Source organism: Mesorhizobium sp. USDA 4132 (genome assembly GCF_056279545.1).
In genome coordinates this window covers 2,012,825-2,038,490 of sequence record NZ_JBWCCP010000001.1, presented here as the reverse complement: position 1 = coordinate 2,038,490, position 25,666 = coordinate 2,012,825, and the positions used below count along the sequence as shown (strand labels likewise).

The window sequence follows — 25,666 nt, the reverse complement described above, 5'->3', positions numbered from 1 at the left end:
GATGGCATGGTCTGAAAATTCGCGGGGCGCATTATTCATGTCGCTCGCCATGGCGGCTTTCACCTGCAACGATGCGCTGGTCAAGTCGGTCACCTCGGAGCTCAGCATCCCCCAGATCATGGCCGTGCGCGGCGTCATGGCGACGGTGCTGATCTACTGTGTGGCGCGCTACATGGGCGTGACCCTTTCGGCCAAGGCGGTCATGCATCCACTGGTGCTGCTGCGCACCCTGTTCGAGCTTGGCGCCACCCTGTCCTTCCTCTCGGCACTTGCCCATATCGAATTCGCCGCCATTTCGTCGATCATGCAGGCGCTGCCGCTTGCCGTGACGTTAGGCGCTGCCCTCTTCCTCGGCGAGCCTGTCGGCTGGCGGCGCTGGACGGCGATCGGCATCGGCTTCCTCGGCGTTCTGATCATCATCCGCCCGGGTCCGGAAGGCTTCACGCCGGCCGCGGTGCTCGCCGTCATCGCCTGCTGCTGCACGGCATGCCGCGATCTCACCACCAAGCGCATCCAGGCCGACATTCCTTCGCTGACGGTGACGCTCTTCACGTCGCTCGCCAACACTATTCTCGGGGCGATCCTTGTCGTGCCGATGGGCGGCTGGCAGCCGGTCAGCACCTATGCGCTCGGGCATCTGGCGATTGCTTCGGTGATGGTGTTCGCAGGCTATCAGGCCGTCATCCAATCGATGCGGACAGGCGAGATCTCCTTCATTGCGCCGTTCCGCTATACCGGTCTGCTCTGGGCATTGGCCATCGGCATTTTCGCCTTCGGCGAACGTCCGAACGCCTATATGCTGGTGGGCGCGGCCGTCATTATCGGTTCCGGCCTCTATACCTTCTATCGCGAACGTAAGCGGCAGGGCATCGCCACCGGCAAGGCAGCCGCCGCCCCGCCTGCCTGACGACCGGCCGGATGAAAGAGCCGAAAGGCAGCGTGAAAGGACAAGACGACGTGCAGCAAAGCCGATTTCTGGACAGACGAACCCCGCCCCATATCCTGACGCTCGTCGTCTGCGCCGGACTTGCCGCCCTCTCGCTCAACGTCTTCCTGCCGTCGCTTTCCGCTATGGCGACCCATTTCGGTACCGAATATGCCGTCATGCAGCTGGCCGTATCCGGTTATATCGCCGGCACCGCCGTGCTGCAGCTGGTGCTTGGTCCGCTTTCCGACCTCTTCGGCCGCCGCCGCGTGATGATCGGCAGCATCCTGATCATGCTGGTCGGCACCGTAATCTGCCTGGTAGCCGCAAACGTCACCGTGTTCATGATCGGAAGGCTGCTGCAGACCGCGGTCGTTGCAGGTTTCGTCCTGCCGCGGGCGATCATCCGCGACACGGTGCCGATGGAGAGCGCCGCCTCGATGATCGCCTACGTCACCATGGGCATGTCGCTGGTGCCGATGATCAGCCCGACGATCGGCGGGGCGCTCAACGACATGTTCGGCTGGGAAGCGAATTTCGCCTTGATGCTCGGCCTCGGCCTGTTGACCCTGACGCTCGTCTTCACCGATCTCGGCGAAACGAACCACCTGCCGGCCACCAGCTTCATCGCCCAGTTCCGCAGCTGGCCGGACCTTTTCCGCTCGCGCCGGTTCTGGGGCTATACGTTCACCTCGACCTTCTCGTCAGGCGTGTTCTTCTCGTTCCTCGGCGGCGCACCCTTCGTCGGCACGGCGATCTATCACCTCTCTCCGACCATGCTCGGCGCGCAGTTCTTCCTGATCGCCGCCGGTTACATGATTGGCAACTTTATTTCCGGTCGCTACACCCGCCATTTCGGCACGATGACGATGATGATCTCCGGCAGCGTGGTCAGCCTGGTCGGCGTCCTTATCACCGCCGTATTCCTCGCCGCAGAAGCGCCTTGGCCCCTTGCCTTTTTCGCACCGCTGGCGCTCACCGGCGTTGGCAACGGCCTCACCCTTCCAAGCTCGAATGCCGGCATCGTCAGCGTCCGGCCGCATCTTGCGGGCTCGGCTTCCGGGCTCGGCGGCGCGATCACCGTCGGTGGCGGTGCCGCACTTTCGACCCTTGCCGCAACGGTGCTGAAGGACGAAGGCGGCGCCATGCCGCTTCTCGTCGTCATGGGCGTGACGACCATCCTTGCGCTCGTCGCCACCGTCTATGTCCGGCAGATCGACCGCCGCGAAGGCGCGATCCCGACCAAGGACGACGACTGATGACAGCACCCGCCGCTCCCCCCGACAAACCTCCCGGCCTGATCCTTGCCGGCGGAAAATCGAGCCGCATGGGCACCGCCAAGGCTTTTCTCACCATCGGAAACGACACGATCCTCGCCCATGTGGTGCGGCGGCTGTCACCCCAGATCTCGGAAATCACCCTCAACGCACCGATGGGTTTCCCCAATCCGCTCGGTTTGCGCCTGCTGCCGGACCCGGTTCCCGGCCAGATCGGCCCGCTCGCCGGCGTGCTCGCCGGCCTGCGCGACATCCAGGCCCGCGGCGTTGAAGCAACGCATCTCCTCACCGTCCCTTCCGACAGTCCCTTTATACCCGCCGACCTCGTGCCCCGGCTCGAAGCTGAGGCGGGCGATCCGAACACGATCGTTATCGCCGCTTCGGACCGCCGCGATCATCCGGTCTTCGGGCTCTGGCCGGTTTCCATCACCAGTGATCTGGAAACCCGGCTCTCCGATCCCGACAATCGGCGGATCAAGGCTTTCCTCGAACGTCACCGCGTGGCGACCGTCGAATTCCCGATGGTCGAGACGCGCCAGGGGCTGCTCGATCCCTTCTTCAACATCAACACGCCCGAGGATCTTCAAGAGGCGCGTCGTTTCGCCGAGGAGCTTTCATGACCTCTCCCCGCGTCTTTGGCATTTCCGGCTGGAAAAATTCCGGCAAGACAGGCCTGGCGGTGCGGCTGGTGGCGGAATTTACCCGCCGCGGCTATGCGATCTCGACGATCAAGCACGCCCACCACGATTTCGACATCGACAAGGTGGGTGCCGATTCCTTCCGCCACCGCGCCGCCGGCGCCCACGAAGTGGCGATCGTTTCCGGTACGCGTTTTGCGATCATGCACGAGTTGCGCGGCGCGCCGGAACCGAGCTTCGAGGAAATCCTCTCCCGCCTGGCCCCCTGCGATCTGGTGCTGATCGAGGGCTACAAACGCGAACCTGTCCCGAAGATCGAAGCCCGCCGCCTCGAGGCGAACAACCGCGAACCGCTAGCGCCCAGCGATCCCCACATCGTCGCCATCGCCGCCGACCATCCGGTCACCGACGCCACCCTCCCCGTCTTCGATCTCGACGACACGAACGCGATTGCCGATTTCATCGCACAGGTGACGGGGCTTAGCCCCTAAGCCTTGCCCTGGTGTTCTACAAGATAGCGTGTCGCAAGCGCGACATGGCGAGGAATAGGCTTGTTCTTGCGGTAGTCGGCAACGAGCCGGCGCGAGATCTCCAAGGCCGACGCCATGCCGTCCAATGTCATGCCGAGCTTATCCATAGCGGTGCGAAAATCATCGTTGTCGAATGTGACCGGCGGTAACGCGGCGAGCCATACCGCCGAGAATTCAAGGTCCTCCCCCGGCCATTCCAATGCGTTGCGATATTCGCTGACCTGCATCTGCCGAAAGAGATCATCGTCGTGTCGAAGCGGAATGTAGATGCGGCGGTTTTCCAGTGCGGGCGCCAGATCGACGACCTTCGTCTCTCCATCTTCCCAGACAATTCTCACCTTACGCCCGTCGAGCGCATCGGCGTCCGCTATCCTCGGCAAAGGTCCACCAACGGTGACGATCTCTTCACCTTTCATTGAGGCGCTCCCAGGCTTCATTCAACACCTTCCTGTTTTCCCGTACCCAAACCAATGCGCGTTCCAGGCTTCGCCGATCGATGGAGCCCGCAAGAATTTCCAAGTCGGATAGACGGACCAGGACTTCGTGATCCGGCGTAACGATATGAAAATGAGGTGGATGGTGATCGCCGGCAAAAATCTGGATCTTCAGATTTCCGAGTTTTACGATAGTCGGCATCACCCATCCCCGCGGCGCCATCAAAAATAGTGCATTATGCGCACTATTTCAAGGTGCAAAAAAGCCGCCGGATCGCTCCGGCGGCTTGGTTTGAGGTGTCCGAGATCGCTACCGATTCGAAGCGACCGGTTTGACCAGCGGGGTGATGCGGCGCACGGTCACGCGGCGGTTTTCCTGTTCGGGACCGTCGGTGCGCACCTTCAGGTAACGTTCGCCGTAACCTTGGGTCGCCAGGTTTTCCGGCGGGATGCCGAATGCGTCCGTCAGCACCCGGGCAACGCTTTCGGCGCGCTCGTCGGAGAGGACGAGGTTGCTGTCCTCTGTACCGACCGCATCCGTATGACCTTCGATCAGGAAGGTTTCGGAAGGATCCCGCTTCAGAACCTTGCTGATCGCGTCGGCAACCTTGCGCAGCGAGCTCGCCTGGTTCATCGGGATTTCGGCACTGCCGGTTGCAAAGGTGATCGTATCCAGGTCGATACGCGGCACCTTGTCGCGGATGCGGGCGGAGTAGCGCACCTCGTCCAGCGAATAGACCCGCTCGACCCGCTCGACCGGCGGCTGTTCCAGGAACTCGTAATAATCCCGGTCCGGCTCGGTCGAGGTATCGATGATGTAGTCGTCGAGCGGCACGCTCAGCCGCATCGGCGGCAGGTCGTCGCCCGGATCGCGCCAGACGTAGTCGCGGCCGCGGCGGTTATCCATCAGCTCCGGCGAATAATAGAGCACGTATTCCTCGCCGCCCCTGACGATTCGCGAGCGCTGGACGATCTCGCCATAGCTGTTGCGGACGGTGACGATCCGCGTCCCGTCGTCGCGCACGATGACTTCGCGCACGCGGCCATCGCGGAGCTGCTCGTATTGCGGCGCCCGATCGCGATCGTTGTAGAAACGACGGCTGTCGTCATGGCGAACGACGGTCTGGTTGTCGATCGAGATGATCACGCGGCCGCCATCGCGGTCGCGATCGCCGTTGCGGTCACGGCTGCCGCCGAGGCCGGCTGCGTCGCGGAAATCCCAACCGCGGGGCCGTTCGAACTGCGGACGCTGGTCGAGGCGCTGGCCGCGCTCTTCCGACAGCTGACGAAATTCCTGCAGCTGCTCGCGGGTGGCACGCGTGCTGCCTTGAGCCTCTGCATCGGTTTTCGGCGGTGCAAGCTGCTGCTGGTCGGCCTGTTGCGGAGCCTGACGGCGCGGACGCTCTCCATCCCGTGACGGACGTGCGGAAGGCGCCTCCTTGGCGCTGTCGAGCACGGCGGCACCATTCTGAACGGGCAATACGACCTGTTCACCGCTCTTGGCCGCAGCCGGATCCTTGGCAAGCTCCTTGGCGCGCTCGACCTGCTGAGGCGTGGTTGCCGTCTGGGGCGCGGTCGGCTGGGCGCCCGGCTGAGCGCCAGTCGCCTGCTGGCCCTGCGGCTGGCCCGGCACCTGCTGACCCTGAGGCACCACCGGCTGTCCTTCGGTCGTCTGACGGCGCGGCGTCTCGCCGGCAGGCGGCTGGCCCGGAGCGGCCTGGCCATTTGCCGGCGGCTGCTGGTTGCGCCTGTCCTGCGCGGTTCCGGTGCCCGGAGCCTGTCCTGGGACCTGACCCGGCGCCTGGCCCGTTGCGTTGCCGCGAGCCGGATTTTCGGGTGCTGCTCCCGGAGCCGTGGCGCGATCGGTAGCCGGCGGCTGTGTCGGCTTTGGTGTTTCGGCCTGCTTTTCAGCGGGAGCTGCCTTGGGCTGCTGGGCATTGCCGCTGGCCGGCTTTTCGGGTGTTGCTTCCGGCGTCGCCGCACGATTGGTGGCAGGTGGCTGCGGCTTCGGGGTTTCTGCCTGCTTCCCGGCCGGCGCTTCCTTCGGCTGTTGGGCATCGCGGCGAGCGGGAGCCTCGGGTGCGGCTTCCGGCGTCGCGGCGCGATTGCTTGCCGGCCGTTCCGGCTTCGGCGTTTCGGCCTGCTTTTCAGCGGGAGCTGCCTTCGGCTGCTGGGCTTCCCTTGCGGCCGGCGGCTCGGCCGGGGGGGTCGGCTGCTCGCGCGGGCGGCGCGGCTGAGCATCGTTTCCGCCCTGCCCCTGGCCGGTCTCCTGCTGCTGGCGGCGCGGACGTTCCTGCGCGGGCGCCTCGGCTGCCGGACGCTCGGCCTGCGGCGCCTGGCGTGGTGCTGCTTCGCGGGGGGCAGCTTCGCGCGGCGCGGCTTCCCGAGGAGCGGCTTCGCGAGGCGCAGCCTCACGGGGGGCGGCTTCCGGCTCAGCCTTGCGCTGGCGCTGCGGCTGTTCCTGCTGCTGAGCCTGGGGCGGCGCTTGCGGCCGTTCGGCCGGAGCCTGCTGCTGCCCCTCCTGGGGCTTGCGGCGTGGGCGCTGCTGTCCCTCGCCTTCCTGCGCATCCGGAGGAATGATGACCTGTTGCTGCACCTCGATGACGCCCGGCATCCGGCCGGCCTCGATGGCGGGTCTCATCTCCAAAGCGGGTCTCAAGGGGGCGGCACCGGCCGGCTGAAGCATCAGCGGCAGCGATATGAGAGGTGCTGCGGCGCTGGCGAACAGTCTGAATTTTTTCGACATGGACATTTCCTCTTCTAGGGGTGTCATCCCTTTCATGCGCGTCCTTTATTGCCTTTTTCGGCGGACTTACGCGGCGGCTCAACTGTATTGCACCAAAATGGTTCCGTTGCAGCCTGTTGCCGACGGCCTGAACCTCGCATGAATGTATTGTTCATCGGCAAAACCCAGGCAGACGTGCACGTAAAATGCCGTTGCAATTTTCTGCGAGCGGGTATCTAAAAATCCATTCGGGGCGCGCCTGCATGCGTGCCCCGTCTTCCTGCGGCCGAAAAAGACCAACACCGCAGGGTTGCCAACAGAGAGGATCAACATGAACATTTCCACCCGATTCCTTGCTGCCGCCTCGATCGCCGCCCTGTCGCTTTTCGCCGGTTCGGCGATGGCCCAGGAGAAACTCGTGATCGGCACCGAAGGCGCCTACCCGCCTTTCAACAACCTGGAAGCCAACGGCCAGCTCACCGGTTTCGACATCGATATCGCCAAGGCGCTCTGCGACGAAATGAAGGTCACCTGCACCTTCGTCACCAATGACTGGGACGGCATCATCCCGGCGCTGCAGTCGAAGAAATTCGATGCCATCATCGCTTCCATGTCGATTACACCGGAGCGGAAGGAGCAGGTCACCTTCTCGAAGAAATATTACAACACGCCACCGGCCATCGCCGTCCCGAAGGATTCGCCGATCAAGGAAGCGACCGCCGCCGGCCTCAAGGGCAAGACGATCGGCGCACAGGGCTCCACCACCCATTCGAACTATGCCGAAAAGCATATGCCCGACTCGGAGCTGAAGCTTTATCCGACTGCCGACGAATACAAGCTCGACATCACCAACGGCCGCATCGATGCCGTCATCGACGATATCGTCGTGCTGTCGCAGTGGATCAAGTCGGACGCCGGCAAGTGCTGCAAGATCCTCAGCCCGCTGCCGATCGACGTCGACATCAATGGCGAAGGTGCGGGCATTGCGGTCCGCAAGGGCGAAACCGCGCTGGCCGACAAGTTCTCGGCCGCGATCCTCGCGATCCGCGCCAACGGCAAATACAAGGCCATCAACGACAAGTATTTCGATTTCGACGCCTACGGCAAGTAATCGACCGGAGAACCCGGTTAACGCCCGGCGGGAGGCTTGCCCTTCCGCCGTTTTTCTTTTTAATGGCGTCAATACAAGACAAAAGCGGCACACAAAAAGGCCGCAGGGGAAAACGACCTTATGAGCGGATTCTTTTCCGCCCTCCTTTCGGCGCTGGATCCGCTTTGCGGGCCCGTCGGGCTTTTTTCATTGTTCGGTTCCGGTAGCATCGTTGCCTGCGGCGAGGCCGGCTGGGGCGACGAGATCGCCTTCGGCGTCAAGGTCACGATCACGCTCGCGCTCGCCACGTTGCCTGTCGGGCTGGTCATCGGCTTCCTGATCGCGCTCGCCGCACAGTCGGAGGAAAAGCTGCTGAGGCTTGCCGCCGGCATCTACACGACGATCTTCCGCGGCCTGCCCGAACTGCTGACCCTGTTCATCGTCTATTACGGCCTGCAGATCCTCATCCAGGCCGTGCTCGCCTCCTTCGGGTACGCTGGGCGCGTCGAAATCAACGCCTTTTTCGCCGGCATGGCGGCGCTCGCCGTCGTCTTCTCCTCCTATTCCTCCGAGGTCCTGCTGTCGGCCTTCAGGGCGATCCCGCGTGGCCAGTACGAGGCGGGCGATGCGCTCGGTCTTCACCGCTCGCGCACCATGCTTCTCGTCATCCTGCCGCAGCTCATCCGCATCGCCCTGCCCGGCCTCACCAATCTCTGGCTGATCCTCTTGAAGGACACGTCCTATGTCTCGGTCATCGGGCTCGCCGATATCCTGCGCCAGACCGGCATTGCCGCGCGTGTCAGCAAGGAAGCCTTCTTCTTCTACGGAATCGCCTGTCTGCTCTATCTGATCCTCGCGATGGTCTCGTCCGTCGGGCTCGGCTTCATCGAGCGCTGGGCGAAACGTTCGGAGGGCCGTCGATGAGTTACGTCAAGGAACTGATCCCGCCACGCGCACCTCCGGCCCTGATCGGCAGGCAGCTGGCGCCGGCGCGTATTGCCGGCATCCTGGTCCTGCTTGTCTGGGCAGCCCTTGCGATCGCACTCGTCTTCATGATGATCAGCGGCTGGAACGAGGATAAATTCCTACGCTACGGCCCGCGCTACCTCCACGGCCTCTGGACCACCATTTCGCTGGTCGGCCTCGCCGTCATCCTGGGTGCCGTGCTGTCGGCACCGATCGCCTTCGCCCGGATGTCGAGAAACAAGGCGTTGAACGGCCTCGCCTATGCCTATGTCTACGTGTTTCGCAGCACGCCGCTGCTCGCCCAGCTGTTCATGATCTATTACGGGCTCGGCAGCTTTAAGCCGCAACTCGAATCCGTCGACCTCTGGTGGTTCTTTCGCGAAGCCTGGTATTGCGGCCTTTTCTCGCTGACGCTCAACACCGCCGCCTATCAGGCGGAAATCCTGCGCGGCGCGATCGAAAGCGTACCGCGCGGCCAGCACGAAGGTGCGGCCGCGCTCGGCCTTTCCAAACGCAACGCCTTCCGCAAGGTCATCCTGCCCCAGGCGCTGATCGTCGCATTGCGCCCTTATGGCAACGAGATCGTGCTTCTGATCAAGGGATCGGCCGTCGTCGCGATCGTCACCGTCTTCGATCTCATGGGCGAGACACGCTACGCCTTCTCACGCACGTTCGATTATCAGACCTATCTCTGGGCGGCGATTTTCTACCTCGCCATCGTCGAAGCGCTGCGGCATCTCTGGGCCTTCATCGAGGCGCGCCTGACGCGCCATCTGAAGCGTTAGCAGCACTCAGGCGAAATGGCTGCTAACATACTGTAAATTATCACGAATGTGCTCTTAAGGTGGAATTGTAAAGCTTCGGTTAAACATGGCATGTTCTCCTATCGGGTGACGCAACGACGTCACCTCGAAACAACAAACGGGAACTGCTTGCATGTCTGAAATGGAAATGATGCTGAAAGGCTACGGGCTGACGACCGCCCAGATTTTCTACCGCCTGCCGGACCATCCGGCCCTGCTGCAAAGCTATGTCTGGCAGAACTACGATCTCGCCCCGGACTTCCCCGAGATGAACGGCTTTCTCAAATTCTGGCAGGAAAAGCTCGACGGACCGCTGCATTCCGTCCGCTATGTCCACCGCAAGCTGATCTCGGCCAGCGAATGGCGGGCCGTCAAGGGCGAGATCATCCTGCACTAAAAACGGCAGCCTCGCGTTTCAGACGTGCACTTCGCCATGGGCGAATTCGCCGTCGTCCGGCTCGCGATGCAGGGCTGAGACAATCACGGCGGCATAAAGCAGCGCGACGAGCGCAATCACGCTCCACCCCGGCAGCGGACCGAGCGCGGCGTTATTGACCGCCTCCGACCATGAAAAGACGACATCCGCCTCAGTATCGTTGGGCAGGAGTTTGGGCGTCGAGATCTTCAGAAGCCACGCCATCAGCAGGATGGCGTACATCCAGACGTAGTTGCGCCTCACCCGGCGAAACAGCGCCTCGCGATAACTGATCAGGAAACAGGGATTGCGCAGACTCGTGGCGATCGCCTGCGCCCAGTCGGGCTTGAGGTCCGCCTGCGGATAAAGCGCCTGCGCGAAATAATGGCGTTCCAGCTTGCGAACCCTGGCGCGGTAGACGTCGAAGAAACGGTAGCGCCGCGCTTCGATCAGGAGAAGCAGCGAGATCAGCAGCATCGCAAACAGAACCACGCCGTGATGCGATGTCGGCGTCGACAGCGAAACCGACAGCAGCGCCGCCACTACCGTGATCGACCAGTTCGAGGTGCGGTCGATGCGGTCGCGCCAGCTGGTCATCCGCCCGAGTTCGCCGCGGTAATAGTGGATGATCACATTGGCCTTTTCGGCGGAGGTCATCGGCAGCGACGGCGCGCGCCGCTCGACATTCTGCTCCAGCACGCTTTTGCCCTCATCGGCTGGCATGACCTTCTCCCGGAGGTGTTTCTCAAAAAGCCGTTCTGCTTTGACCTCTCAACGAATGAGCACCCGCCGCGTTCCCCCTGATGGACAAATGCCGGCTATCGGCTTAAAGCCGCCTGCGAAAAGAAGGACGCTGGCCATGAAGAAGATCGACGAGGAAGCCCTGGCAGAGGCCTATAACCACGCGCTGGCGCTGGAAAAGGCGGGCGATATCGACGCAGCCGTCAAGGCCTACGAGCAGGTGCTCGAGCTCGATCCCGAGGACCACGGCGGTGCCGCCGTCCGCATCGCGGCCATGGGCCGCGGCGAGACGCCCCCCAAGGCGCCGGACGCCTATGTCGAAACCCTGTTCGACCAGCATGCCGAAAGCTTCGAGGACATTCTCGTCGAGCAGCTGGGCTATGCGGTGCCCGTCATCGTGCGCCAGCGCCTGCAGGAGCTGAAGCTCGGGCCGTTCAAGCGCATGCTCGATCTCGGCTGCGGCACCGGGCTTACCGGCGGCACGCTGCGCGACATGGTCGACGATATTACAGGCATCGACATTTCCGAGAACATGGTTGAAATCGCGCACGAAAAGGATCTCTACGAGACGCTTTACGTGGCCGAAGTCGAGGATTTCCTCGAAGACAACGACGACGAGCCCTTTGACCTGGTGACCGCCACCGACGTGCTGCCTTATCTTGGCGCGCTGGAACCGCTATTCTTCGGCGCGGCAGAAAACATGGCGCGCGGCGGCTTGTTCGTCTTTTCTTCCGAGACCCTCTCCCCGGAAGCTTTTGCCGGCCGGCCCTACATCGTCGGCCCCCACCAGCGTTTCGCCCATTCGGAAACCTATATCCGCGAACGCCTCACGGCCACCGGCTTCGAACTTCTCGAAATCTCCGACATCAATGTGCGGATGCAGGACGGCAACCCGACGCCGGGCCATCTGGTGATCGCGCGGCTGATTGTAAAGTCATGACAACCTCAGGTTGAGAACGCAATGACAGTTCTCGGCGCCGTCACAGGTGATGATAGGCGCCGAGCACGACCAAGCGTCCAAATCATCCTAGTGTTCGCGAACCATCTTCTCATCGTCCCTCTTCATCGGTAGTTTGCCCTCCGCAACGGAGGGATTCGGATGACGGCGCAGCGCTATCTTCTTGCCCAGGCCTATAACAACGCATGGGCCAACCACCGGCTGCTGAAAGCCTGCGGAGAGCTTTCGCGCGAAGAGCTGGATGCGACGCGGGTCAGCTTCTTCCCGTCTATCATCCATACCCTCAACCATATCCTGACCGTCGACTGGCTCTATATCAGCGCGCTCGAAGGCAATTGCCTCGGTCCCGCCGCCTTCGAGCCGGAGATTCCCTGTCCGCTCTTTGCCGATCTCGATCGCGAACAGCGCGCCGCCGACCGCCGCCTCATCGATCACTGTCGACGCTTGGATGAGAAAACGGTCGCCGAGGAGATCCGGATTCCCCGGAACACTTTCGTGCAGGTCGAGCCTGCCGACCGGCTGCTGATGCATCTCTTCCAGCACCAGATCCATCATCGCGGCCAGGTTCACGCCATGCTGTCGGGAACCACCGTTCAACCGCCGCAGCTCGACGAGTTCTTCTGCACGGGCGAAGACCAATTGAGACAACAAGATTTTGCCGAACTGGGCTTCACCGAAGCCATGATCTGGAGTTGACCATGCTGTATTTCATCATCAAGGCCCTGCACATTCTGTCCGACTTCCTGCTGATCGGCGGCATGCTGATCAACGCCTTCGTCATCGGCATGGTGCCGCCGACGATCCGCACCGGCGTCATCTCGGCGCTCAGAAGATACGACCGCACCGTCACCACGGCCGCACTCGGCGGTGCCTGGCTTTTCGGCCTGTGGCTCGCCTTCGGCTACGGTTTTTATACGTCCGGCTGGTTCGGCTTCAAGTTCCTGATCGTCATCATGCTGTCGGCTCTGCACGGCATGCAGGGCGCCTGGATGCGCCGCATGGAAGCAGATCCGCATCTCGACCCGCCGGCCTTCGTGCGCGCAGGCCTGCCGATCATCCTCGGCTCGGTCGTCGTTATCGTCGCGCTTGCGGTCATCAAGCCGTTCTGAGCTGCGGCGGCAAACCGATGCCGGTCCCCCCGCGTCGCCCGCTGAAGACCGAACGGCTTCTGCTTCGGCCGACGACGGGCACCGATGCCGGTCGCGCATTCGAAATCCAGTCCGACTGGGAGGTCACGCGCATGCTGCGCATGGCCGCCTTTCCGCCGGACCTCCCGACGACGGAGGCGTGGTTTTCCGATCACGAGCGGGAATGGTTCGCCGGCGAAGCCTACCGTTTTGCCGTGGAAGTCGAAAACCGCATGGTGGGCCTTGTCGATATCGATGAGATTGCCGATGGCGAAGGAGAACTCGGCTACTGGTTCGAGCGGTCCGCCTGGGGTTTCGGTTATGCGTCGGAAGCGGCCCGCGCGGCAATCCGCTTCGCCTTCGAGGAGATCGGGCTTTCGATCCTGAAGTCGGGGCACGCTGAGGACAACCCGGCTTCCGGACGCATCCTCGTCAAACTTGGTTTTCACTATATCGATACCGTCGACCGCTTTTCGCGGCCGCGCGGAGAAAACATCCGGCAGTGCCGCTACGCATTGGCCGCCGCAGACGGATAAGCGACCCGCGCCGGATACCAAAATCTGCGCTTTTCACCGAACTGCGCTTTTCCGAAGGTCCTCTTTGCTCTAATCCTCTGCCCAACAAAATTCTGGAGGTTCAGCATGGCGAAAGTGGCATTCATCGGTCTCGGGGTGATGGGTTATCCCATGGCCGGGCATCTCAAGGTCAAGGGCGGCCATGACGTCACCGTCTATAACCGCACGGCTGCCAAGGCCGAGGATTGGGCGAAAAAATTCGGCGGCAAGGCTGCCGCTACGCCGGCCGAAGCGGCCAGGGATGCCGATTTCGTGTTCGTCTGCGTCGGCAACGACGACGATCTCCGCTCGGTGACAACCACCGAGACCGGCGTTCTCGCCGGCATGAAACCGGGCGCCATCCTGATCGACAACACCACCGCCAGCGCCGAAGTCGCCCGCGAGCTCGATGCCGCGGCCCGGGAAAAAGGCGTCGGCTTCGTCGACGCACCGGTTTCCGGTGGCCAGGCGGGTGCCGAAAATGGTGTGCTCACCGTCATGTGCGGCGGCGACGAAGCGACCTTCGAGAAGGCCAGGCCGGTGATCGACGCCTATGCCCGCATGGTGGGCCTCATGGGTCCGGCAGGCGCTGGCCAGCTCACCAAGATGATGAACCAGATCTGCATCGCCGGCCTCGTCCAGGGGCTCGCGGAATCGATCCATTTCGGCAAGCAGGCCGGCCTCGACATTGAGAAGGTGATCGAGGTGATCTCCAAGGGTGCGGCCGGCTCCTGGCAGATGGAAAACCGCTACAAGACCATGAATGCCGGCAAATACGATTTCGGTTTTGCGGTCGACTGGATGCGCAAGGATCTCGATATCGTGCTGACCGAAGCCCGCCGCAACGGCGCCAAGCTGCCGGTCACGGCCCTCGTCGACCAATTCTACGGCGACGTGCAGGCTATGGGCGGCAAGCGCTGGGATACGTCCTCGCTGCTCGCCCGGCTCGAAAAGAAATAAGCCGGCCATGATCGGCCCCTCCTCCGACGTCGCCGGGTTCATCGCGCATCTCGAAACGCTGCGCTCGGAGGAGAACATTTCCGGCATGGCCCGTTTCGGCATTGTCACCGACCGGGCGATCGGCATTTCCAATCCCGACCTGCAGAAGATCGCGCGGGCCGTCAAACGCGATCACGGCCGGGCGCTGGACCTCTGGCGCACCGGCATCCGCGAAGCCCGCATGCTGGCGATCTATACCGCCGATCCCGCCGCGCTGACGCCGTCCGAGGCGCGCGGATGGGCCGAGGATTTTGCCTCATGGGAAATCGTCGACACCGCCGCCGACCTTTTGACCGAAACGCCCTACTGGCAGGAACTGGTTGCGGATTTCGCCGCGGACGACCGCGAATTCGTCCGCCGCACCGCGTTTGCCATGATCGCCGGCGCCGCCGTGCACCGCAAACAGGAGCCGGACGATACCTTCATCAGCTATCTGCCGCTGATCGAGGCGCATTCCGCCGACCCGCGCAATTTCGTCAAAAAGGCGGTCAACTGGGCGCTCCGCAATATCGGCAAACGCAACCGCTCCTGCCACGCGCCGGCCTTGGCACTTGCCGAAAAACTTACCGCCTCGCGGGACAAGACTGCCCGCTGGATCGGCAAGGATGCAGTGAAGGAATTGTCGGGCGAGAAGCTTCTGGCGCGACTGAAGGCTTAGCCGGCTTTACCCACCCGGTATTGCCGCGGCGTCGCGCCCGCAAAGGTCCGAAACGCCTTGATGAAGGAACTCGTGCTTTCGAACCCGCAGGCGAGGCCGATTTCCGTGATCGGCTCCCGGCCGGCAAGCAGCATCTCCTTGGCCCTCACCATCCGCGCCCGATGCCGGAAATCGCGAAAACTCATGCCGAGTTCTGCGTCGAATCGCCGTGACAGCGTCCGCTCCGAAAGACGTGACGCCTCCGCAAGGGAGCCAAAATCAAGATCCCGGTCGAGATCTTCCAGCATCCGCGCGACGGCGACCGCCATGCCCGGCGACTGCGGTTTCGGCAACCATGTCTCGTCCTCGTCCGCCGCCAGACCCGCTGCAACGGATGCGAGCGCCTTGAAGAAGGCATTCGCGGTTTCGTCGCATGAGGGGCGCCCCGTATCCCAACGCATGACATGCAGGATCATTTGCCGCGCCAGATCGGAAAGACCGAAGACCCGGCAGGCCGGTAGCGGCGCTTCGAATTCGCGATCGCCGAACAGAACCGAGGACGCTGTGGCCGCCCCATTGCTGCGCACCGCAATCACCGTTCCCCGTGCGATCAGCGCAGCCCTTTGCGGCGGCAGCATCCAGCGGCGGTCGCCGATATCGAGAACGAAGGTGCCGGTCGACGCGTAAAGCAGGTAATCGGCATCGAAGGCCCGTTCGATCTCGAACGGCTCGTCAAACACCCGATGATAGGCATGAGAAATTGTCGCCATCGCTGCCGGATTTGCCCTATGCGGCCTGCTGTCCCCGCATCTGCTTTAGCAGTTCGGCGGTGTCGAGCAATGCGGAATGATGGACAATCTTTCCGTCCTTCAGGACGAAGCTCCGGTAGGCGCGCACGCGGATGGGATTGCCGGAGGGTTCGACGCCCTTGAAAGCCGCCTGGTGCGTGCCGCGCAATGTCAGCTCGCAGATGACGCTATCGTCTTCGGCAGTCATCCGCTCGATCGACCAGACGGCATCCGGCATGATCCGCTTCTGCACCGCCACCATGGCGCAGTGTCCTTCGGAATTGGCCGGCGAATAGGTGGCCTCTTGATAGTCGGCTGCGAAAAAGTTTTCGAAGCGCTCGATCAGACCACGGTTCCAGATCTCTTCGATATATCCGCGGATGATCGCTTTATTGGCCTTGGCCTGGTCCTGCATGTCGAGCTCCATCTGTTTCGATGAAACCCAGATAAAACCAAACGGGCCGTTTCAACTCGGCCCGTCCTGCCAGAAAATGATCCCGATCCGCCAAACGGCGAATTATTCTTCGCCCGATTTCTGGTTGTCCAGCATCATGTAGTCGAGCGGCAGTTCGGTCGTGTACTTGATCTGCTCCATCGCAAACACCGACGAAACGTCGCGGATCTCGATCTTGGCGATCAGGCGCTTGTAGAAGGCGTCATAGGCGCCGATGTCCGGCACGACGACGCGCAGCAGGTAATCGACGTCGCCGCTCATGCGGTAGAATTCGACGACTTCCGGGAAATCGACGACGACTTCCGAGAACCGCTTCAGCCATTCGATCGAGTGGCTGGCGGTGCGGATGGAGACGAATACCGTGACCTTGGTATTGACCTTGACCGGATCCAGCAGCGCCACACGGCGACGGATGACGCCGTCCTCTTCCATCTTCTGGATACGGCGCCAGCACGGCGTGGTCGACAGGCCGACCTTCTTCGCAAGGTCCGCGACGGCCAGAGTGGAATCTTCCTGCAGAATGCGCAGTATCTTACGGTCGAGGCGGTCCATCAGAGTCCTTTCGAAATGATTTTTCGTTATACACCGAATTCGTGGCAGTTAACCGAAATTTGTTTCCCGTATCAAGCTATCCACATGCTGTCGCAGCACCGGCAGCAGATCCGCCTCGAACCATGGATTCTTTTTGAGCCAGCCGGTGTTGCGCCAACTCGGATGCGGCAGCGGCAGGATTCTCGGCCCCTGGTTGGCGAAAACATAGTCTCGCCAGTTCTCTACCGTTTCCGTCATGCCCTTGCGTCGCCGGCTCCCCAGATGCCAGGCCTGCGCATAACCGCCGACGGCGATCACCAGTTCGATCTGCGGCATCGCTGCGATCACCCGGGATCGCCAGAACGGCGCACATTCGAGCCGCGGCGGCAGATCGCTGCCCTTGGCATCGTAGCCTGGAAAACAGAAGCCCATCGGCACGATCGCGAACTTTTCCGGATCATAGAATTCGTCGCGGGTGACGGCCATCCAGTCGCGCAGCCGATTTCCCGAAGCATCGTTGAACGGTAGCCCGCTTTCATGCACTCGAAGCCCCGGCGCCTGTCCGGCGATCAGCACCCTCGCCGTCTTCGATAGCACGGCGACCGGCCGCGGCTCATGCGGCAGACGGTCGCCGCCGCCTTTCGCCGGCGCGTCGCGACAGATGCGGCAGGCCGCGATCGCGCCGGCCAGCCCGCCGATATCTTCCCCGCCATCGGCGATGTCATCCATGCTCATTGCCAGGCCGTCACCCGTTTCATCCAATCCCAAAATGCCTCCACCAGGCTGACATCGTCCATCCTGCCGCGGCTGGCGCGCCAGTCACGCGGGCTTTCGAACCGGCCGGCCCACAGTCCCTGCCGTTCGTGCCGCGCCGCCACCTGTTCCTGCGCATAACGTCCCGAGGCGACGGCGAGACCCTGCCGCACCAGCGTGCCGTTGATGCTCGTCGTGCCCGAATGGCAGCGGACGAGAAGCCGACGATATTTGTCGCGCTCGCGGCCGAGACATTCCGTCTTACCGTCGGCAACGAGGCGCATCAGCAGCCGTCTCGCCTCTTCTCCGCAAGCCCATGGTTTGCCGCGGCCGTCTTCGCAGGTCTGGTCGAGTTCCGGCGCATCCATACCCTGCAGCCGCAGGCGCTCGCCGCCCACCGCCAGCGTATCGCCGTCGATCACGTAGAACGAGCCGCGGAGGACGCTGTCGGCTGCCTCGTCCAGCTTGGCGGCAATCAGCACCAGAAGGATGAAGAAGGCCACGAGAAACGCGCCATCGCGAAAAACCCTGAACGTTCGAGCCACAATCCAGCCTTATTGGAAAACGGAAGCTTCAGGAAAATGGCAAACAAAACCTTTCCCGGCAGTACTCTCTTAAGGATTTGGACATACTCTCTCAACACCCGGGGTATCAGTTCAGTGGCCATGAGTAGCGGCGTCAGCACATCGACCGACAAGAACATCGTTGATCGCTCGCGCGGCCACCGTAACAAGGCCGTCTCTAAAGCCGTGCGCGCCACGCGTGAACGCCTGCAGTCCAGCTCCCAGGGCAATCAGATCTTCGACCGCGACATGATCGCCATGCACGTCAATTCCGTGCTGCAGGGCGCATCGGTCATGCCGATCTTCATCGTCGTGGTGACGGCGATCGGAGTCTACCTCAATCCGAACGCCAATCTTTTTGCCTGGGCGCTGCTGATGTTCAGCGTCCATGCAATCAACGTGCTGATCGCCCGTCGCGCCAGCCGCAAGGACATCGGCTCGGGCGACGTCCAGAAATGGCGCCGCAGGCTGCTCGCGGCACAATTGATCGTCGGCACCGGCTGGGCGCTCTTTGCGCTGCAGAACTGCAATGCCTGTTCGGGCGACAATTATTATTTCTACAAGGGTGCCGTTCTCCTTTTCGCGATCTCGATCACCGCTATGAGCAGTTTCATGCTGCGGCTCGGCGTGTTGTTCGGCTTCCTGCCGATGATCCTGGCGCTGCTTGCGACGGCCATCCTGACACGGAATGTGCTTGATATCGGCATGATCGCGATCTGCGCCATCGCGGTCGTCTTCTTCCACTATATCGCCGACCGGCTCTATCGCTCCAACCTGACGCTGATGTCCTATCAGTCGGAAAAGGACGACCTGATCGCCGAGTTGGAAGTGGCGAAATCCATGTCGGACGAAGCCCGCCGCCGCGCCGAAGAGGCCAACCTTGCCAAATCCCGGTTCCTCGCCTCGATGTCGCACGAGCTGCGCACGCCGCTCAACGCCATCCTCGGTTTCTCCGAAGTCATGAGTTCCGAGGTCCTCGGTCCGCTCGCCAACCCGACCTACAAGGAATATGCCGGCGACATCCACCGTTCCGGCCAGCATCTCCTCAATCTGATCAACGAAATCCTCGACCTGTCGCGCATCGAGGCCGGCCGCTACGACCTCGCCGAGGAATCGCTGTCGCTGCTGGAGATCGCCGAGGATTGCATCGGCATGGTGCAGCTGCGCGCCAGCGCCAAGAACATCTCGATCAGCCAGCAGTTCGAACCGCAATTGCCGCAGGTCTGGGTCGATGAAAAATCGATGCGGCAGGTCCTGCTGAACCTGTTGTCGAATGCGGTCAAGTTCACGCCCCAGGGCGGCGAGGTGACCGTCAAGGTCGGCTGGACAGCCGGTGGTGGCCAGTATGTAGCGATCAAGGACAACGGACCCGGCATTCCGGAAGAGGAAATCCCGGTTGTGCTGTCGGCCTTCGGCCAGGGCTCGATCGCCATCAAGAGCGCCGAACAGGGCACCGGCCTCGGTCTGCCGATCGTCCAGGCGATCCTTGCCAAGCACGACGGCCAGTTCATCCTGCGCTCCAAGCTGCGCGAGGGCACCGAAGCGATTGCCATCCTTCCCGCGACGCGCGTGCTGCAGAGCGTGCCGGCGGTTGCCGACGCCCAGACGGTCGCCCGCCGTCGCAAGAGCTTCGCCTGAGGCGATCGACCTCTTTTGCACCGGACTGTTTCGGTGCATAATGTGGCCATGACCAAACTTCTCGACCGCGCCATCGAAGCAGCCAAAGAACTGCCTGCTGAAATGCAGGACGAGATCGCCGAGATTCTTCTAAGCTTCATGGGCAAAGATGATGGAGACGTCTATCAGCTTACGCCGGAGGAAGAAGCCGATCTGGAAGAGGCCGATCGGGAGATTGAACGCGGGGAAGTAGTCGGCGAGGAAGTAGTCCGTACCATTCTCGCGAAATATCTTCGATGAGCGTGCGCTTTACCGCACTTTCGTCCCGACAGATCGATAAAGCCCTATCCTATATCCGCGAGCGGTCTCCATCCGGCGCAGAAAGCGTCTCGCAAAGAATTTCCGAGGCCATTGACCTGCTTGGTCACCAGCCGCGTGCAGGCCGCAAGACGACCAAACCGTCCACGCGAAGGCTTACCCTAGCGCCTTACCCTTACGTCATGCTGTATCGGGTTACCGGCGACAATGTCGTCGTGACCCGCTTCCTCCACTCGGCACGCAAAAGCGCCTAATTCCAAACGCTCCGCACCACCACATAAAGCACGAAAAACCAGTTGGCGCAGAGCAGGCAAAAGACCGCGAACGAGCCGAGGTCCTTGGCGTGGCGGCCGACGGTGGAGATTTCCGGCGAGATGCGGTCGACCAGCTCCTCGATCGCGGTGTTCAGCGATTCCACCGCAAACAGCACCAGCATCAGGATGGCCAAGACGAAATAGTCGAAAGCACCAGCGCCGACGATCGCAAACATCACGACGGCCGCCGCACAGGCGATCACCTCGTGGCGAAAGGCTTCTTCCTGCCACAGGCGCACCAGCCCCTGCATCGAATAACGGAAGGCAGCAATTACCCGGCGGATGCCGGTCGCCCTTTCGATATTGCTGTCGAGCGGCGTCTTTTCCATCCGGGGCTCAGTGGCTCTTGTTGCTGACGCCGGCCTGCTCGAACGTCGCCATGCCGGAATGGCAGGCGGCGGCCGCCTTGACGATGCCAGCCGCAAGTGCCGCACCGGTCCCCTCGCCGAGCCGCATGCCGAGGGCCAGAAGCGGCGTCTTGCCGAGCTTCTCGATCGCACGCAGATGTCCCGGTTCGCCGGAGACGTGGCCGATCAGGCAGTGGTCGAGCGCTGCCGGATTGGCGGCCTTGAGGATCGCGGCCGCGGCCGTCACCACATAACCGTCGAGCAGGACCGGGATTTTTTCGACGCGCGCAGCCAGGATCGCGCCGGCGATCGCAGCGATCTCGCGGCCGCCGAGGCGGCGCAGGATTTCCAGCGGATCGCTCAGGTGATCCTTGTGGAATTCGACGGCAGCCTTCACCGCGGCGATCTTGCGCTCCATGAATTCGCCATGAGAACCGGTGCCGGGACCGACCCAGTCCTCCGCCTCGCCACCATAAAGCGCAAGGTTGATGGCAGCCGCGATCGTCGTATTACCGATGCCCATTTCGCCGATGCAGAGAAGATCGGTGCCGCCGGCGATCGCCTCCATGCCGAAGGCCATGGTCGCCGCGCAGTCGCGTTCCGAAAGTGCCGCCTCGCTGGTGATGTCGCCGGTCGGGTAATCGAGCGCCAGGTCGAAGATTTTCAGGCCGAGGTCATGGGTGACGCAGATCTGGTTGATCGCCGCACCGCCGGCTGCGAAATTTTCGACCATCTGCTGAGTGACGGATGACGGGAACGGTGTCACGCCGTGGCGGGTAACGCCATGATTGCCGGCAAAGATCGCCACAAGCGGCCGGTTGACGGCCGGCGCTCGGCCCGTCCAGGCGGCCAGCCAGAAGGCGATTTCCTCAAGCCGCCCCAGGGCACCCGGCGGCTTGGTCAGCTGCGCATCGCGCTCGCGCGCCGCCACCAGCGCCCGCGGGTCCGGTCCGGGAAGGTTCTGCAGCAGGACACGGAAATCGTCGAAAGGCAGGCCGCTCACGCTCATGGAAAGTCTCTCTTGTGTCTCGGTCTCGTCTCGCGGCGGGAAAACTTGTCTTTTCCCGTAAATCGCGCTTGTGTGCGCAAACTCATAGTCGGGTCGGATCGGAGGAACAACTGCCAAACGCAACGGAATTCATCGCGGACCTCGCCCGCTCGGTCGGGTTCCTCAGCCGTCTGCCGGTGCCGGACCGTTTTTTCCGCGGCCATAACGGCACGATTTCGCGGGCGGTGCGGGCGTTTCCCGTCGCGGGGCTGATCATCGCGATCGTGCCGGCCCTCGTTCTTCTGCTCCTGCAGTCCGGTGATCCGCTGCTCGTCAGCCTGATTGCGCTTGCGTTGCTGACGCTTGTGACCGGCGCGCTCCACGAGGACGGCCTTGCGGACACGGCGGACGGTCTCGGCGGGGGACGGGACAAGGACCACGCGCTCCTGATCATGAAGGATAGCCGCATCGGCGCCTATGGCGCCGTGGCGCTGGTCCTGTCTTTCGGCCTGCGGGCCTCGGCGCTTTCCGCACTTTTCCGCGACGATGCCGTCACGGCGGCGCTCGCCGTGCTTGCCGTTGCAGCCGTCAGCCGCGCGATCCTGGTCGCCCATTGGCGCGCGTTGCCATCAGCCCGGGAAAACGGTGTCGCGGCAGGCGCCGGATTTCCGGAGGACGGCGCCCGCAATATCGCGCTGTTTTCCGGCGCCGCCATCGCGCTTGTCCTTCTCGTTCCGGTTCTCGGCCTGCCGAAAGTGCTGCTGTCGCTGATCTTGGCGGCACTCGCCGGTTTCGGTTTCACCCGTTTCGTGCGCCAGAAACTCGGCGGACACACGGGCGATACGATCGGCGCTACTCAACAATTGAGCGAGATCGCCATGCTCGCCACTCTTGCTCTTGCCGCCTGAAACCCCGATATACTGACGCATGATTTCGCCTTGCACCCTCGTCTGTTCGATCGACCTCAAGACCGGCTATTGTTTCGGCTGCGGACGCACGCGCGAAGAGATAGCCGCCTGGACGGATTATACCGATGCGGAGCGCCGTGTGCTGATGGAAACACTCCCCGCACGGCTTGAAACCGTCGAGCGCCGGCCGCGTCGGGAAACCCGCCGGCAGCGCATAATCCGGGAACGCGACACCGCATGAACGCGCTCACCGGCATTCTCATCGTCCTCGGCATTGGCCTGGCGCTGCTGATCTTCAACCACGATGCCGGGCAGACCTTCGGCATCGACAACGACGATTTCGGCCAGATCATCTACCTCCTGCCGATCGCCGGCCTGCTCGCCGCCGGGATTCTCGCCGGCCGGCGCGGCAATGCCGGTGAGGTGCTGCGCAATATCGCCATCTGGCTGCTGATCATCCTCGGGCTGGTCACCGCCTATCTCTATCGTGACGACGCCAGCAATGTCGCCGCAAGGGTGACTGCTGGCCTGCTGCCCGGTACCGCCGTGGTGGTGACGACCAGCGAAGGCGGCAACGAGGTGATCATCCACAAGACCCAGGGCAGCCATTTCCAGACCAATGTCAGGGTCCAGGGCAAGGTCCTGCCGATGCTAGTCGATACCGGCGCCAGCACCGTGGTTCTCTCCTATGACGATGCCCGCGCGATCGGCCTCAATCCGCAGAGCCTCAATTATTCGGTCTCGGTGATGACCGCCAACGGCCGAGCAATGGCCGCGGGGGTGCGGCTGGACGAAATCGCCATCGGCCCGATCGTGCGGAAAAACGTCCGGGCGATGGTCGCGGAAGACGGAAGGCTCGGCGAAAGCCTGCTCGGCATGAGCTTCCTCTCCACCCTAGGCTCCCTGCAGATGCAGACTGACGAGCTGAGGCTGCGGGACTGAGGTCAGCCGAAATCCTGGATGGCTACGCCATCGCCCTTGCTGCGGAAATGACTCGGCGGCGTGCCGATGATGCGCTTGAAGGCGCGGCTGAAGGAGGCTTCGGCATCGTAGCCTAGCCGTTCGGCGACGGTCGCCACCCGTTCGCCGTCGCGCAGCCATTGACGGGCCTGGTGCATGCGCACCCGTGCGACGTAGCGGGCCGGAGTTTCGCCGACGACGCGCAGAAACCGTTCGGCAAAACCCGATCGCGACGCCCCCATCAGCCTCGCCAGCGCCGCCACGGTCCAGTCACGGTCGGGCTGGAGATGGATGGCGGCGAGCACGCGGCCGACCTCCGGATTGCGCACGGCCGCAATCCAGCCGGTCGTATCGCCGCAACCGTGTTCGACCCAGGTGCGGATCAGCGTCGCGGTCAGCACGTCGGCGAGTCTTGCGAGAATGCCGCCGGCGCCGACCCGGTCCATGTCCACCTCGCGCGCCATCGCATCGAGAAGATGCGGGATCGACGGCTCGTTTCTGGCGAGATCGCTGGTCAGCATCGCCTCGGGCATCAGTTGCAGCAGCGGATGCAGCTTGTCGATGTTGAAGCGCATCGAGGCCGTCAGCGCCACGGTGCCGCCGCAGGCATCGGCGCATTGCACGTCGAACACGCCCTGGCAGACCTCCTTGCGGCCGAACCGGCCGAAAGGCAGCGGCGGAATTCCGGGGGCGCTTGCCAGCACATGTCCATCGCCACGCGGCAGTAGCGCCGCATCTCCGGGCCGCAATTCCAGCCATTCGCCGGAGGGCGTCTGCAGCCATGCGGAGCCGGACGAAATGAAATGGAACCGCGCCGCCTCCTGCGCCGGAAACGATGTCGCCCAGGGCTCGGGAAGCCGGCAGCGGCCGTATTCGACACCGTCGAGCCGCAGGCCCCGCAGCATCTCGGTCAGAGGATCGGAGGGGTCTATCGATGGTTCTTTGGACGAATGGTCAAGCATATCGGATTTTCTAGCATGGAAACTACAGACTGTCACGCCTAAGTCTAATCCATCCTCCCGGCACGGCCTTCCGTGCCACCTCCCAAGACAGGACATGACTATGACTAACAGCATTTTTGAAGAGGACGATGTCGTGCGCGACACGTCGTCCCCGAACACATCGGCCAAGGCCCGGTGGGACGCGGTCATCGCGCTCACCCTCGGCGTCTTCGGCCTCGTGACGGCAGAGTTCCTGCCGGCGAGCCTGCTCACCCCGATCTCCGCTGATCTCGGCATCAGTTCCGGCGTTGCGGGCCAGACCGTGACGGTGACGGCGGTCGTCGCAGCTTTTGCCGGCCCCGGCGTCGTCATCGGCACCCGCAGCTTCAACCGGCGCTGGACGCTGTTCGGGCTGACCGCCCTGCTCATCCTCTCCTGCGCGCTGGCGGCCCTTGCCAACGGCCTGACCCTGCTCCTCGTGTCGCGCGTCCTGCTCGGCGTCGGGCTTGGCGGCTTCTGGGCCATGGCCGGGGCGCTTGCCATGCGACTCGTGCCCATGAACCACCTGCCGCGCGCCATGGCGATGATCTTCACCGGCGTCTCGGTGGCGACCGTTATGGCGGCACCGCTCGGCGCCTATATCGGCTCCACGCTCGGCTGGCGGGCGGCCTTCGTGCTCGCCGGCGCTGTCGGCGTGCTGGCGCTCATCGCGCAGCTCGTCACCGTACCCTCGCTGCCGCCTGCCGGACATGCCGGTCTCGGCACGCTGGCGGAAGTCCTCAAGCGGCCGAAGATCCGCATCGGCCTGATCGCCACCCTTCTCATCGTCGCCGGCCATTTTGCGGGCTTCACCTATATCCGCCCCTATCTGGAAGACGTTCCGCGGCTTAACGTCGAGATGGTCTCGCTCCTCCTGCTCGCCTATGGCGCCGGCGGCTTCTTCGGCAATATCGTCGGCGGCATGATCACCGAACGCAGCTCGACGCTCGGCGTCGTCTTCGCCTCCGGCCTGATCGCCGTTTCCGCCGTGCTCCTCGTCTCCCTCGGGGCTTCGACGACGGCCGCGGCGGTCGCCATCACGCTCTGGGGTTTTGCCTTCGGCGCGCTGCCGGTCAGCATCCAGAGCTACATCACCCGGGCCGCCCCTGACGAGGCGGAAAGCGCCGGCGCGCTGCTGCTGACGACCTTCCAGATCGCCATATCCAGCGGCGCCGTACTCGGCGGCCTGCTGATCGACGCTCAGGGACCGCTCGGCGTCATGACCTTCCTTGGCATCGCAGCCATTCTCGGTGCGTCGGTGATGGTCGCACGCGGCGGACGCCAGGTCCAACTCAGCCAGGGCTGAACCGAACACGACTATCGGCT

Annotated in this window: 34 protein-coding genes; 21 read left to right on the top strand and 13 right to left on the bottom strand. The window is 63.0% G+C overall.

Translation table 11 applies throughout. The annotated features are described in order from the left end of the window. The first annotated feature begins 1 nt into the window (after nt 1). From ACZ9IU_RS10630 to mobB, 4 genes are read left to right on the top strand one after another with little or no spacing between them, the layout of a single operon-like run. The gene (locus ACZ9IU_RS10630) at nt 2-907 is read left to right on the top strand and encodes a DMT family transporter (RefSeq protein WP_038542764.1); all 906 of its coding nucleotides are present in this window, start codon (nt 2-4) and stop codon (nt 905-907) included. Nucleotides 908-957: 50 nt separating this feature from the next. Further along, nucleotides 958-2,184, top strand: coding sequence for a multidrug effflux MFS transporter (locus tag ACZ9IU_RS10625; RefSeq protein ID WP_038549145.1), 1,227 nt, complete (start codon nt 958-960; stop codon nt 2,182-2,184). Continuing rightward, nucleotides 2,184-2,822: a molybdenum cofactor guanylyltransferase MobA gene (gene mobA, locus ACZ9IU_RS10620; protein ID WP_038542762.1), complete on the top strand. Its 639-nt coding sequence runs from the start codon at nt 2,184-2,186 to the stop codon at nt 2,820-2,822. Before ACZ9IU_RS10625 ends, mobA begins: the two co-directional genes overlap by 1 nt. Beyond that, nucleotides 2,819-3,331: a molybdopterin-guanine dinucleotide biosynthesis protein B gene (gene mobB, locus ACZ9IU_RS10615; protein WP_038542760.1), complete on the top strand. Its 513-nt coding sequence runs from the start codon at nt 2,819-2,821 to the stop codon at nt 3,329-3,331. Before mobA ends, mobB begins: the two co-directional genes overlap by 4 nt. On the opposite strand, the gene ACZ9IU_RS10610 is transcribed toward mobB, so the two are convergent. From ACZ9IU_RS10610 to ACZ9IU_RS10595, 4 genes are all read right to left on the bottom strand, one after another. Continuing rightward, nucleotides 3,328-3,786 (bottom strand): DUF2442 domain-containing protein, encoded by a 459-nt coding sequence (locus ACZ9IU_RS10610; protein ID WP_038542757.1) that lies wholly within the window; start codon nt 3,784-3,786, stop codon nt 3,328-3,330. The two genes, mobB and ACZ9IU_RS10610, sit on opposite strands and share 4 nt — an antisense overlap. After that, nucleotides 3,776-4,006 (bottom strand): DUF4160 domain-containing protein, encoded by a 231-nt coding sequence (locus tag ACZ9IU_RS10605; protein ID WP_038542755.1) that lies wholly within the window; start codon nt 4,004-4,006, stop codon nt 3,776-3,778. Before ACZ9IU_RS10605 ends, ACZ9IU_RS10610 begins: the two co-directional genes overlap by 11 nt. Before the next feature lie 108 nt (nt 4,007-4,114). After that, on the bottom strand, nt 4,115-6,550 hold the full coding sequence (locus tag ACZ9IU_RS10600; protein WP_498957148.1) for an OmpA family protein: 2,436 nt from the start codon (nt 6,548-6,550) through the stop codon (nt 4,115-4,117). Between the two features lie 78 nt (nt 6,551-6,628). Then, nucleotides 6,629-6,862: a hypothetical protein gene (locus ACZ9IU_RS10595; RefSeq protein ID WP_498957146.1), complete on the bottom strand. Its 234-nt coding sequence runs from the start codon at nt 6,860-6,862 to the stop codon at nt 6,629-6,631. Here ACZ9IU_RS10595 and ACZ9IU_RS10590 point away from each other — a divergent pair. From ACZ9IU_RS10590 to ACZ9IU_RS10575, 4 genes are all read left to right on the top strand, one after another. Continuing rightward, entirely contained in the window at nt 6,861-7,640 is a 780-nt protein-coding gene (locus ACZ9IU_RS10590) for an ABC transporter substrate-binding protein (protein ID WP_038542752.1), read from the top strand. The genes ACZ9IU_RS10595 and ACZ9IU_RS10590 overlap by 2 nt on opposite strands. 120 nt (nt 7,641-7,760) lie before the next feature. Next, a complete protein-coding gene (locus ACZ9IU_RS10585; RefSeq protein WP_038542750.1) occupies nt 7,761-8,543 on the top strand; it encodes an ABC transporter permease in 783 nt (260 codons plus the stop codon). Continuing rightward, nucleotides 8,540-9,370, top strand: coding sequence for an ABC transporter permease (locus ACZ9IU_RS10580; RefSeq protein ID WP_038542748.1), 831 nt, complete (start codon nt 8,540-8,542; stop codon nt 9,368-9,370). The genes ACZ9IU_RS10585 and ACZ9IU_RS10580 overlap by 4 nt, the downstream gene beginning before the upstream one ends. A 151-nt stretch (nt 9,371-9,521) precedes the next feature. Continuing rightward, nucleotides 9,522-9,785: an usg protein gene (locus ACZ9IU_RS10575; RefSeq protein ID WP_007764766.1), complete on the top strand. Its 264-nt coding sequence runs from the start codon at nt 9,522-9,524 to the stop codon at nt 9,783-9,785. 18 nt (nt 9,786-9,803) lie between these two features. Here the strand turns inward: ACZ9IU_RS10575 and ACZ9IU_RS10570 are convergent, their stop codons facing one another. Then, the gene (locus ACZ9IU_RS10570; RefSeq protein ID WP_038542746.1) at nt 9,804-10,526 is read right to left on the bottom strand and encodes a DUF2270 domain-containing protein; all 723 of its coding nucleotides are present in this window, start codon (nt 10,524-10,526) and stop codon (nt 9,804-9,806) included. 136 nt (nt 10,527-10,662) lie between these two features. Here ACZ9IU_RS10570 and ACZ9IU_RS10565 point away from each other — a divergent pair, with 136 nt between their 5' ends. From ACZ9IU_RS10565 to ACZ9IU_RS10540, 6 genes are all read left to right on the top strand, one after another. Then, the gene (locus ACZ9IU_RS10565; protein WP_038542744.1) at nt 10,663-11,484 is read left to right on the top strand and encodes a class I SAM-dependent methyltransferase; all 822 of its coding nucleotides are present in this window, start codon (nt 10,663-10,665) and stop codon (nt 11,482-11,484) included. A gap of 159 nt (nt 11,485-11,643) precedes the next feature. Then, a complete protein-coding gene (locus ACZ9IU_RS10560; RefSeq protein WP_038542741.1) occupies nt 11,644-12,198 on the top strand; it encodes a DinB family protein in 555 nt (184 codons plus the stop codon). Between the two features lie 2 nt (nt 12,199-12,200). Continuing rightward, complete coding sequence (locus ACZ9IU_RS10555) at nt 12,201-12,611, top strand: CopD family protein (RefSeq protein WP_038542739.1); 411 nt, start codon at nt 12,201-12,203, stop codon at nt 12,609-12,611. Between the two features lie 17 nt (nt 12,612-12,628). Beyond that, the gene (locus tag ACZ9IU_RS10550; RefSeq protein ID WP_038542737.1) at nt 12,629-13,165 is read left to right on the top strand and encodes a GNAT family N-acetyltransferase; all 537 of its coding nucleotides are present in this window, start codon (nt 12,629-12,631) and stop codon (nt 13,163-13,165) included. Nucleotides 13,166-13,237: 72 nt separating this feature from the next. Then, on the top strand, nt 13,238-14,143 hold the full coding sequence (locus ACZ9IU_RS10545; protein WP_498957795.1) for an NAD(P)-dependent oxidoreductase: 906 nt from the start codon (nt 13,238-13,240) through the stop codon (nt 14,141-14,143). Nucleotides 14,144-14,150: 7 nt separating this feature from the next. Then, entirely contained in the window at nt 14,151-14,840 is a 690-nt protein-coding gene (locus tag ACZ9IU_RS10540; protein WP_038542733.1) for a DNA alkylation repair protein, read from the top strand. On the opposite strand, the gene ACZ9IU_RS10535 is transcribed toward ACZ9IU_RS10540, so the two are convergent. The 5 genes from ACZ9IU_RS10535 to ACZ9IU_RS10515 all read right to left on the bottom strand — a co-directional run bounded on the left by ACZ9IU_RS10535 (nt 14,837) and on the right by ACZ9IU_RS10515 (nt 17,848). Beyond that, nucleotides 14,837-15,589, bottom strand: coding sequence for an AraC family transcriptional regulator (locus tag ACZ9IU_RS10535; protein ID WP_051899704.1), 753 nt, complete (start codon nt 15,587-15,589; stop codon nt 14,837-14,839). The genes ACZ9IU_RS10540 and ACZ9IU_RS10535 overlap by 4 nt on opposite strands. Nucleotides 15,590-15,605: 16 nt before the next feature. Continuing rightward, a complete protein-coding gene (locus tag ACZ9IU_RS10530) occupies nt 15,606-16,022 on the bottom strand; it encodes an ester cyclase (RefSeq protein ID WP_157885122.1) in 417 nt (138 codons plus the stop codon). Nucleotides 16,023-16,124: 102 nt separating this feature from the next. Then, on the bottom strand, nt 16,125-16,613 hold the full coding sequence (locus ACZ9IU_RS10525) for an Lrp/AsnC family transcriptional regulator (protein ID WP_007771498.1): 489 nt from the start codon (nt 16,611-16,613) through the stop codon (nt 16,125-16,127). A 48-nt stretch (nt 16,614-16,661) separates the two neighbouring features. Then, a complete protein-coding gene (locus ACZ9IU_RS10520) occupies nt 16,662-17,327 on the bottom strand; it encodes a uracil-DNA glycosylase family protein (protein ID WP_080719152.1) in 666 nt (221 codons plus the stop codon). Further along, on the bottom strand, nt 17,324-17,848 hold the full coding sequence (locus tag ACZ9IU_RS10515; RefSeq protein WP_244447496.1) for a thermonuclease family protein: 525 nt from the start codon (nt 17,846-17,848) through the stop codon (nt 17,324-17,326). The genes ACZ9IU_RS10520 and ACZ9IU_RS10515 overlap by 4 nt, the downstream gene beginning before the upstream one ends. Nucleotides 17,849-18,010: 162 nt before the next feature. Here ACZ9IU_RS10515 and ACZ9IU_RS10510 point away from each other — a divergent pair, with 162 nt between their 5' ends. Genes ACZ9IU_RS10510 through ACZ9IU_RS10500 form a run of 3 tightly spaced genes read left to right on the top strand, consistent with a single transcriptional unit; the run spans nt 18,011 to nt 20,097 of the window. Further along, nucleotides 18,011-19,546 (top strand): sensor histidine kinase, encoded by a 1,536-nt coding sequence (locus ACZ9IU_RS10510; RefSeq protein WP_038542723.1) that lies wholly within the window; start codon nt 18,011-18,013, stop codon nt 19,544-19,546. Between the two features lie 48 nt (nt 19,547-19,594). Next, nucleotides 19,595-19,825: a hypothetical protein gene (locus tag ACZ9IU_RS10505; RefSeq protein WP_038542721.1), complete on the top strand. Its 231-nt coding sequence runs from the start codon at nt 19,595-19,597 to the stop codon at nt 19,823-19,825. After that, nucleotides 19,822-20,097: a type II toxin-antitoxin system RelE/ParE family toxin gene (locus ACZ9IU_RS10500; protein ID WP_038542719.1), complete on the top strand. Its 276-nt coding sequence runs from the start codon at nt 19,822-19,824 to the stop codon at nt 20,095-20,097. Before ACZ9IU_RS10505 ends, ACZ9IU_RS10500 begins: the two co-directional genes overlap by 4 nt. Here ACZ9IU_RS10500 and ACZ9IU_RS10495 read toward each other — a convergent pair. Together ACZ9IU_RS10495 and cobT are read right to left on the bottom strand one after the other, a co-directional pair. Continuing rightward, entirely contained in the window at nt 20,094-20,486 is a 393-nt protein-coding gene (locus ACZ9IU_RS10495; RefSeq protein WP_038542717.1) for a diacylglycerol kinase, read from the bottom strand. The two genes, ACZ9IU_RS10500 and ACZ9IU_RS10495, sit on opposite strands and share 4 nt — an antisense overlap. A 7-nt stretch (nt 20,487-20,493) precedes the next feature. Continuing rightward, nucleotides 20,494-21,513, bottom strand: a complete 1,020-nt coding sequence (gene cobT / locus ACZ9IU_RS10490; RefSeq protein ID WP_038542714.1) for a nicotinate-nucleotide--dimethylbenzimidazole phosphoribosyltransferase — start codon at nt 21,511-21,513, stop codon at nt 20,494-20,496. Nucleotides 21,514-21,623: 110 nt separating this feature from the next. On the opposite strand from cobT, the gene ACZ9IU_RS10485 reads away from it, so the two are divergent. From ACZ9IU_RS10485 to ACZ9IU_RS10475, 3 genes are read left to right on the top strand one after another with little or no spacing between them, the layout of a single operon-like run. Next, entirely contained in the window at nt 21,624-22,400 is a 777-nt protein-coding gene (locus tag ACZ9IU_RS10485) for an adenosylcobinamide-GDP ribazoletransferase (protein WP_038549139.1), read from the top strand. A gap of 19 nt (nt 22,401-22,419) precedes the next feature. After that, entirely contained in the window at nt 22,420-22,641 is a 222-nt protein-coding gene (locus ACZ9IU_RS10480; protein ID WP_038542713.1) for a DUF1289 domain-containing protein, read from the top strand. After that, nucleotides 22,638-23,342: a TIGR02281 family clan AA aspartic protease gene (locus ACZ9IU_RS10475; RefSeq protein ID WP_038542711.1), complete on the top strand. Its 705-nt coding sequence runs from the start codon at nt 22,638-22,640 to the stop codon at nt 23,340-23,342. Before ACZ9IU_RS10480 ends, ACZ9IU_RS10475 begins: the two co-directional genes overlap by 4 nt. A 2-nt stretch (nt 23,343-23,344) precedes the next feature. Here ACZ9IU_RS10475 and ACZ9IU_RS10470 read toward each other — a convergent pair whose 3' ends face one another. After that, on the bottom strand, nt 23,345-24,322 hold the full coding sequence (locus ACZ9IU_RS10470) for an AraC family transcriptional regulator (protein ID WP_051899703.1): 978 nt from the start codon (nt 24,320-24,322) through the stop codon (nt 23,345-23,347). Nucleotides 24,323-24,422: 100 nt separating this feature from the next. On the opposite strand from ACZ9IU_RS10470, the gene ACZ9IU_RS10465 reads away from it, so the two are divergent. Next, a complete protein-coding gene (locus tag ACZ9IU_RS10465; protein WP_038542709.1) occupies nt 24,423-25,646 on the top strand; it encodes an MFS transporter in 1,224 nt (407 codons plus the stop codon). Nucleotides 25,647-25,666 lie beyond the last annotated feature (20 nt).

Bases quoted from the DNA above. Each gene is read 5' to 3' on its own strand.
- ACZ9IU_RS10630 (WP_038542764.1), top strand. From the start codon at position 2: ATGGCATGGTCTGAAAATTCGCGGGGCGCATTATTCATGTCGCTCGCC.
- mobA (WP_038542762.1), top strand. From the start codon at position 2,184: ATGACAGCACCCGCCGCTCCCCCCGACAAACCTCCCGGCCTGATCCTT.
- mobB (WP_038542760.1), top strand. From the start codon at position 2,819: ATGACCTCTCCCCGCGTCTTTGGCATTTCCGGCTGGAAAAATTCCGGC.
- ACZ9IU_RS10610 (WP_038542757.1), bottom strand. From the start codon at position 3,786: ATGAAAGGTGAAGAGATCGTCACCGTTGGTGGACCTTTGCCGAGGATA.
- ACZ9IU_RS10605 (WP_038542755.1), bottom strand. From the start codon at position 4,006: ATGCCGACTATCGTAAAACTCGGAAATCTGAAGATCCAGATTTTTGCC.
- ACZ9IU_RS10600 (WP_498957148.1), bottom strand. From the start codon at position 6,550: ATGTCGAAAAAATTCAGACTGTTCGCCAGCGCCGCAGCACCTCTCATA.
- ACZ9IU_RS10590 (WP_038542752.1), top strand. From the start codon at position 6,861: ATGAACATTTCCACCCGATTCCTTGCTGCCGCCTCGATCGCCGCCCTG.
- ACZ9IU_RS10595 (WP_498957146.1), bottom strand. From the start codon at position 6,862: ATGTTGATCCTCTCTGTTGGCAACCCTGCGGTGTTGGTCTTTTTCGGC.
- ACZ9IU_RS10585 (WP_038542750.1), top strand. From the start codon at position 7,761: ATGAGCGGATTCTTTTCCGCCCTCCTTTCGGCGCTGGATCCGCTTTGC.
- ACZ9IU_RS10580 (WP_038542748.1), top strand. From the start codon at position 8,540: ATGAGTTACGTCAAGGAACTGATCCCGCCACGCGCACCTCCGGCCCTG.
- ACZ9IU_RS10575 (WP_007764766.1), top strand. From the start codon at position 9,522: ATGTCTGAAATGGAAATGATGCTGAAAGGCTACGGGCTGACGACCGCC.
- ACZ9IU_RS10570 (WP_038542746.1), bottom strand. From the start codon at position 10,526: ATGCCAGCCGATGAGGGCAAAAGCGTGCTGGAGCAGAATGTCGAGCGG.
- ACZ9IU_RS10565 (WP_038542744.1), top strand. From the start codon at position 10,663: ATGAAGAAGATCGACGAGGAAGCCCTGGCAGAGGCCTATAACCACGCG.
- ACZ9IU_RS10560 (WP_038542741.1), top strand. From the start codon at position 11,644: ATGACGGCGCAGCGCTATCTTCTTGCCCAGGCCTATAACAACGCATGG.
- ACZ9IU_RS10555 (WP_038542739.1), top strand. From the start codon at position 12,201: ATGCTGTATTTCATCATCAAGGCCCTGCACATTCTGTCCGACTTCCTG.
- ACZ9IU_RS10550 (WP_038542737.1), top strand. From the start codon at position 12,629: ATGCCGGTCCCCCCGCGTCGCCCGCTGAAGACCGAACGGCTTCTGCTT.
- ACZ9IU_RS10540 (WP_038542733.1), top strand. From the start codon at position 14,151: ATGATCGGCCCCTCCTCCGACGTCGCCGGGTTCATCGCGCATCTCGAA.
- ACZ9IU_RS10535 (WP_051899704.1), bottom strand. From the start codon at position 15,589: ATGGCGACAATTTCTCATGCCTATCATCGGGTGTTTGACGAGCCGTTC.
- ACZ9IU_RS10530 (WP_157885122.1), bottom strand. From the start codon at position 16,022: ATGCAGGACCAGGCCAAGGCCAATAAAGCGATCATCCGCGGATATATC.
- ACZ9IU_RS10525 (WP_007771498.1), bottom strand. From the start codon at position 16,613: ATGGACCGCCTCGACCGTAAGATACTGCGCATTCTGCAGGAAGATTCC.
- ACZ9IU_RS10520 (WP_080719152.1), bottom strand. From the start codon at position 17,327: ATGAGCATGGATGACATCGCCGATGGCGGGGAAGATATCGGCGGGCTG.
- ACZ9IU_RS10510 (WP_038542723.1), top strand. From the start codon at position 18,011: ATGAGTAGCGGCGTCAGCACATCGACCGACAAGAACATCGTTGATCGC.
- ACZ9IU_RS10505 (WP_038542721.1), top strand. From the start codon at position 19,595: ATGACCAAACTTCTCGACCGCGCCATCGAAGCAGCCAAAGAACTGCCT.
- ACZ9IU_RS10500 (WP_038542719.1), top strand. From the start codon at position 19,822: ATGAGCGTGCGCTTTACCGCACTTTCGTCCCGACAGATCGATAAAGCC.
- ACZ9IU_RS10495 (WP_038542717.1), bottom strand. From the start codon at position 20,486: ATGGAAAAGACGCCGCTCGACAGCAATATCGAAAGGGCGACCGGCATC.
- cobT (WP_038542714.1), bottom strand. From the start codon at position 21,513: ATGAGCGTGAGCGGCCTGCCTTTCGACGATTTCCGTGTCCTGCTGCAG.
- ACZ9IU_RS10480 (WP_038542713.1), top strand. From the start codon at position 22,420: ATGATTTCGCCTTGCACCCTCGTCTGTTCGATCGACCTCAAGACCGGC.
- ACZ9IU_RS10475 (WP_038542711.1), top strand. From the start codon at position 22,638: ATGAACGCGCTCACCGGCATTCTCATCGTCCTCGGCATTGGCCTGGCG.
- ACZ9IU_RS10470 (WP_051899703.1), bottom strand. From the start codon at position 24,322: ATGCTTGACCATTCGTCCAAAGAACCATCGATAGACCCCTCCGATCCT.
- ACZ9IU_RS10465 (WP_038542709.1), top strand. From the start codon at position 24,423: ATGACTAACAGCATTTTTGAAGAGGACGATGTCGTGCGCGACACGTCG.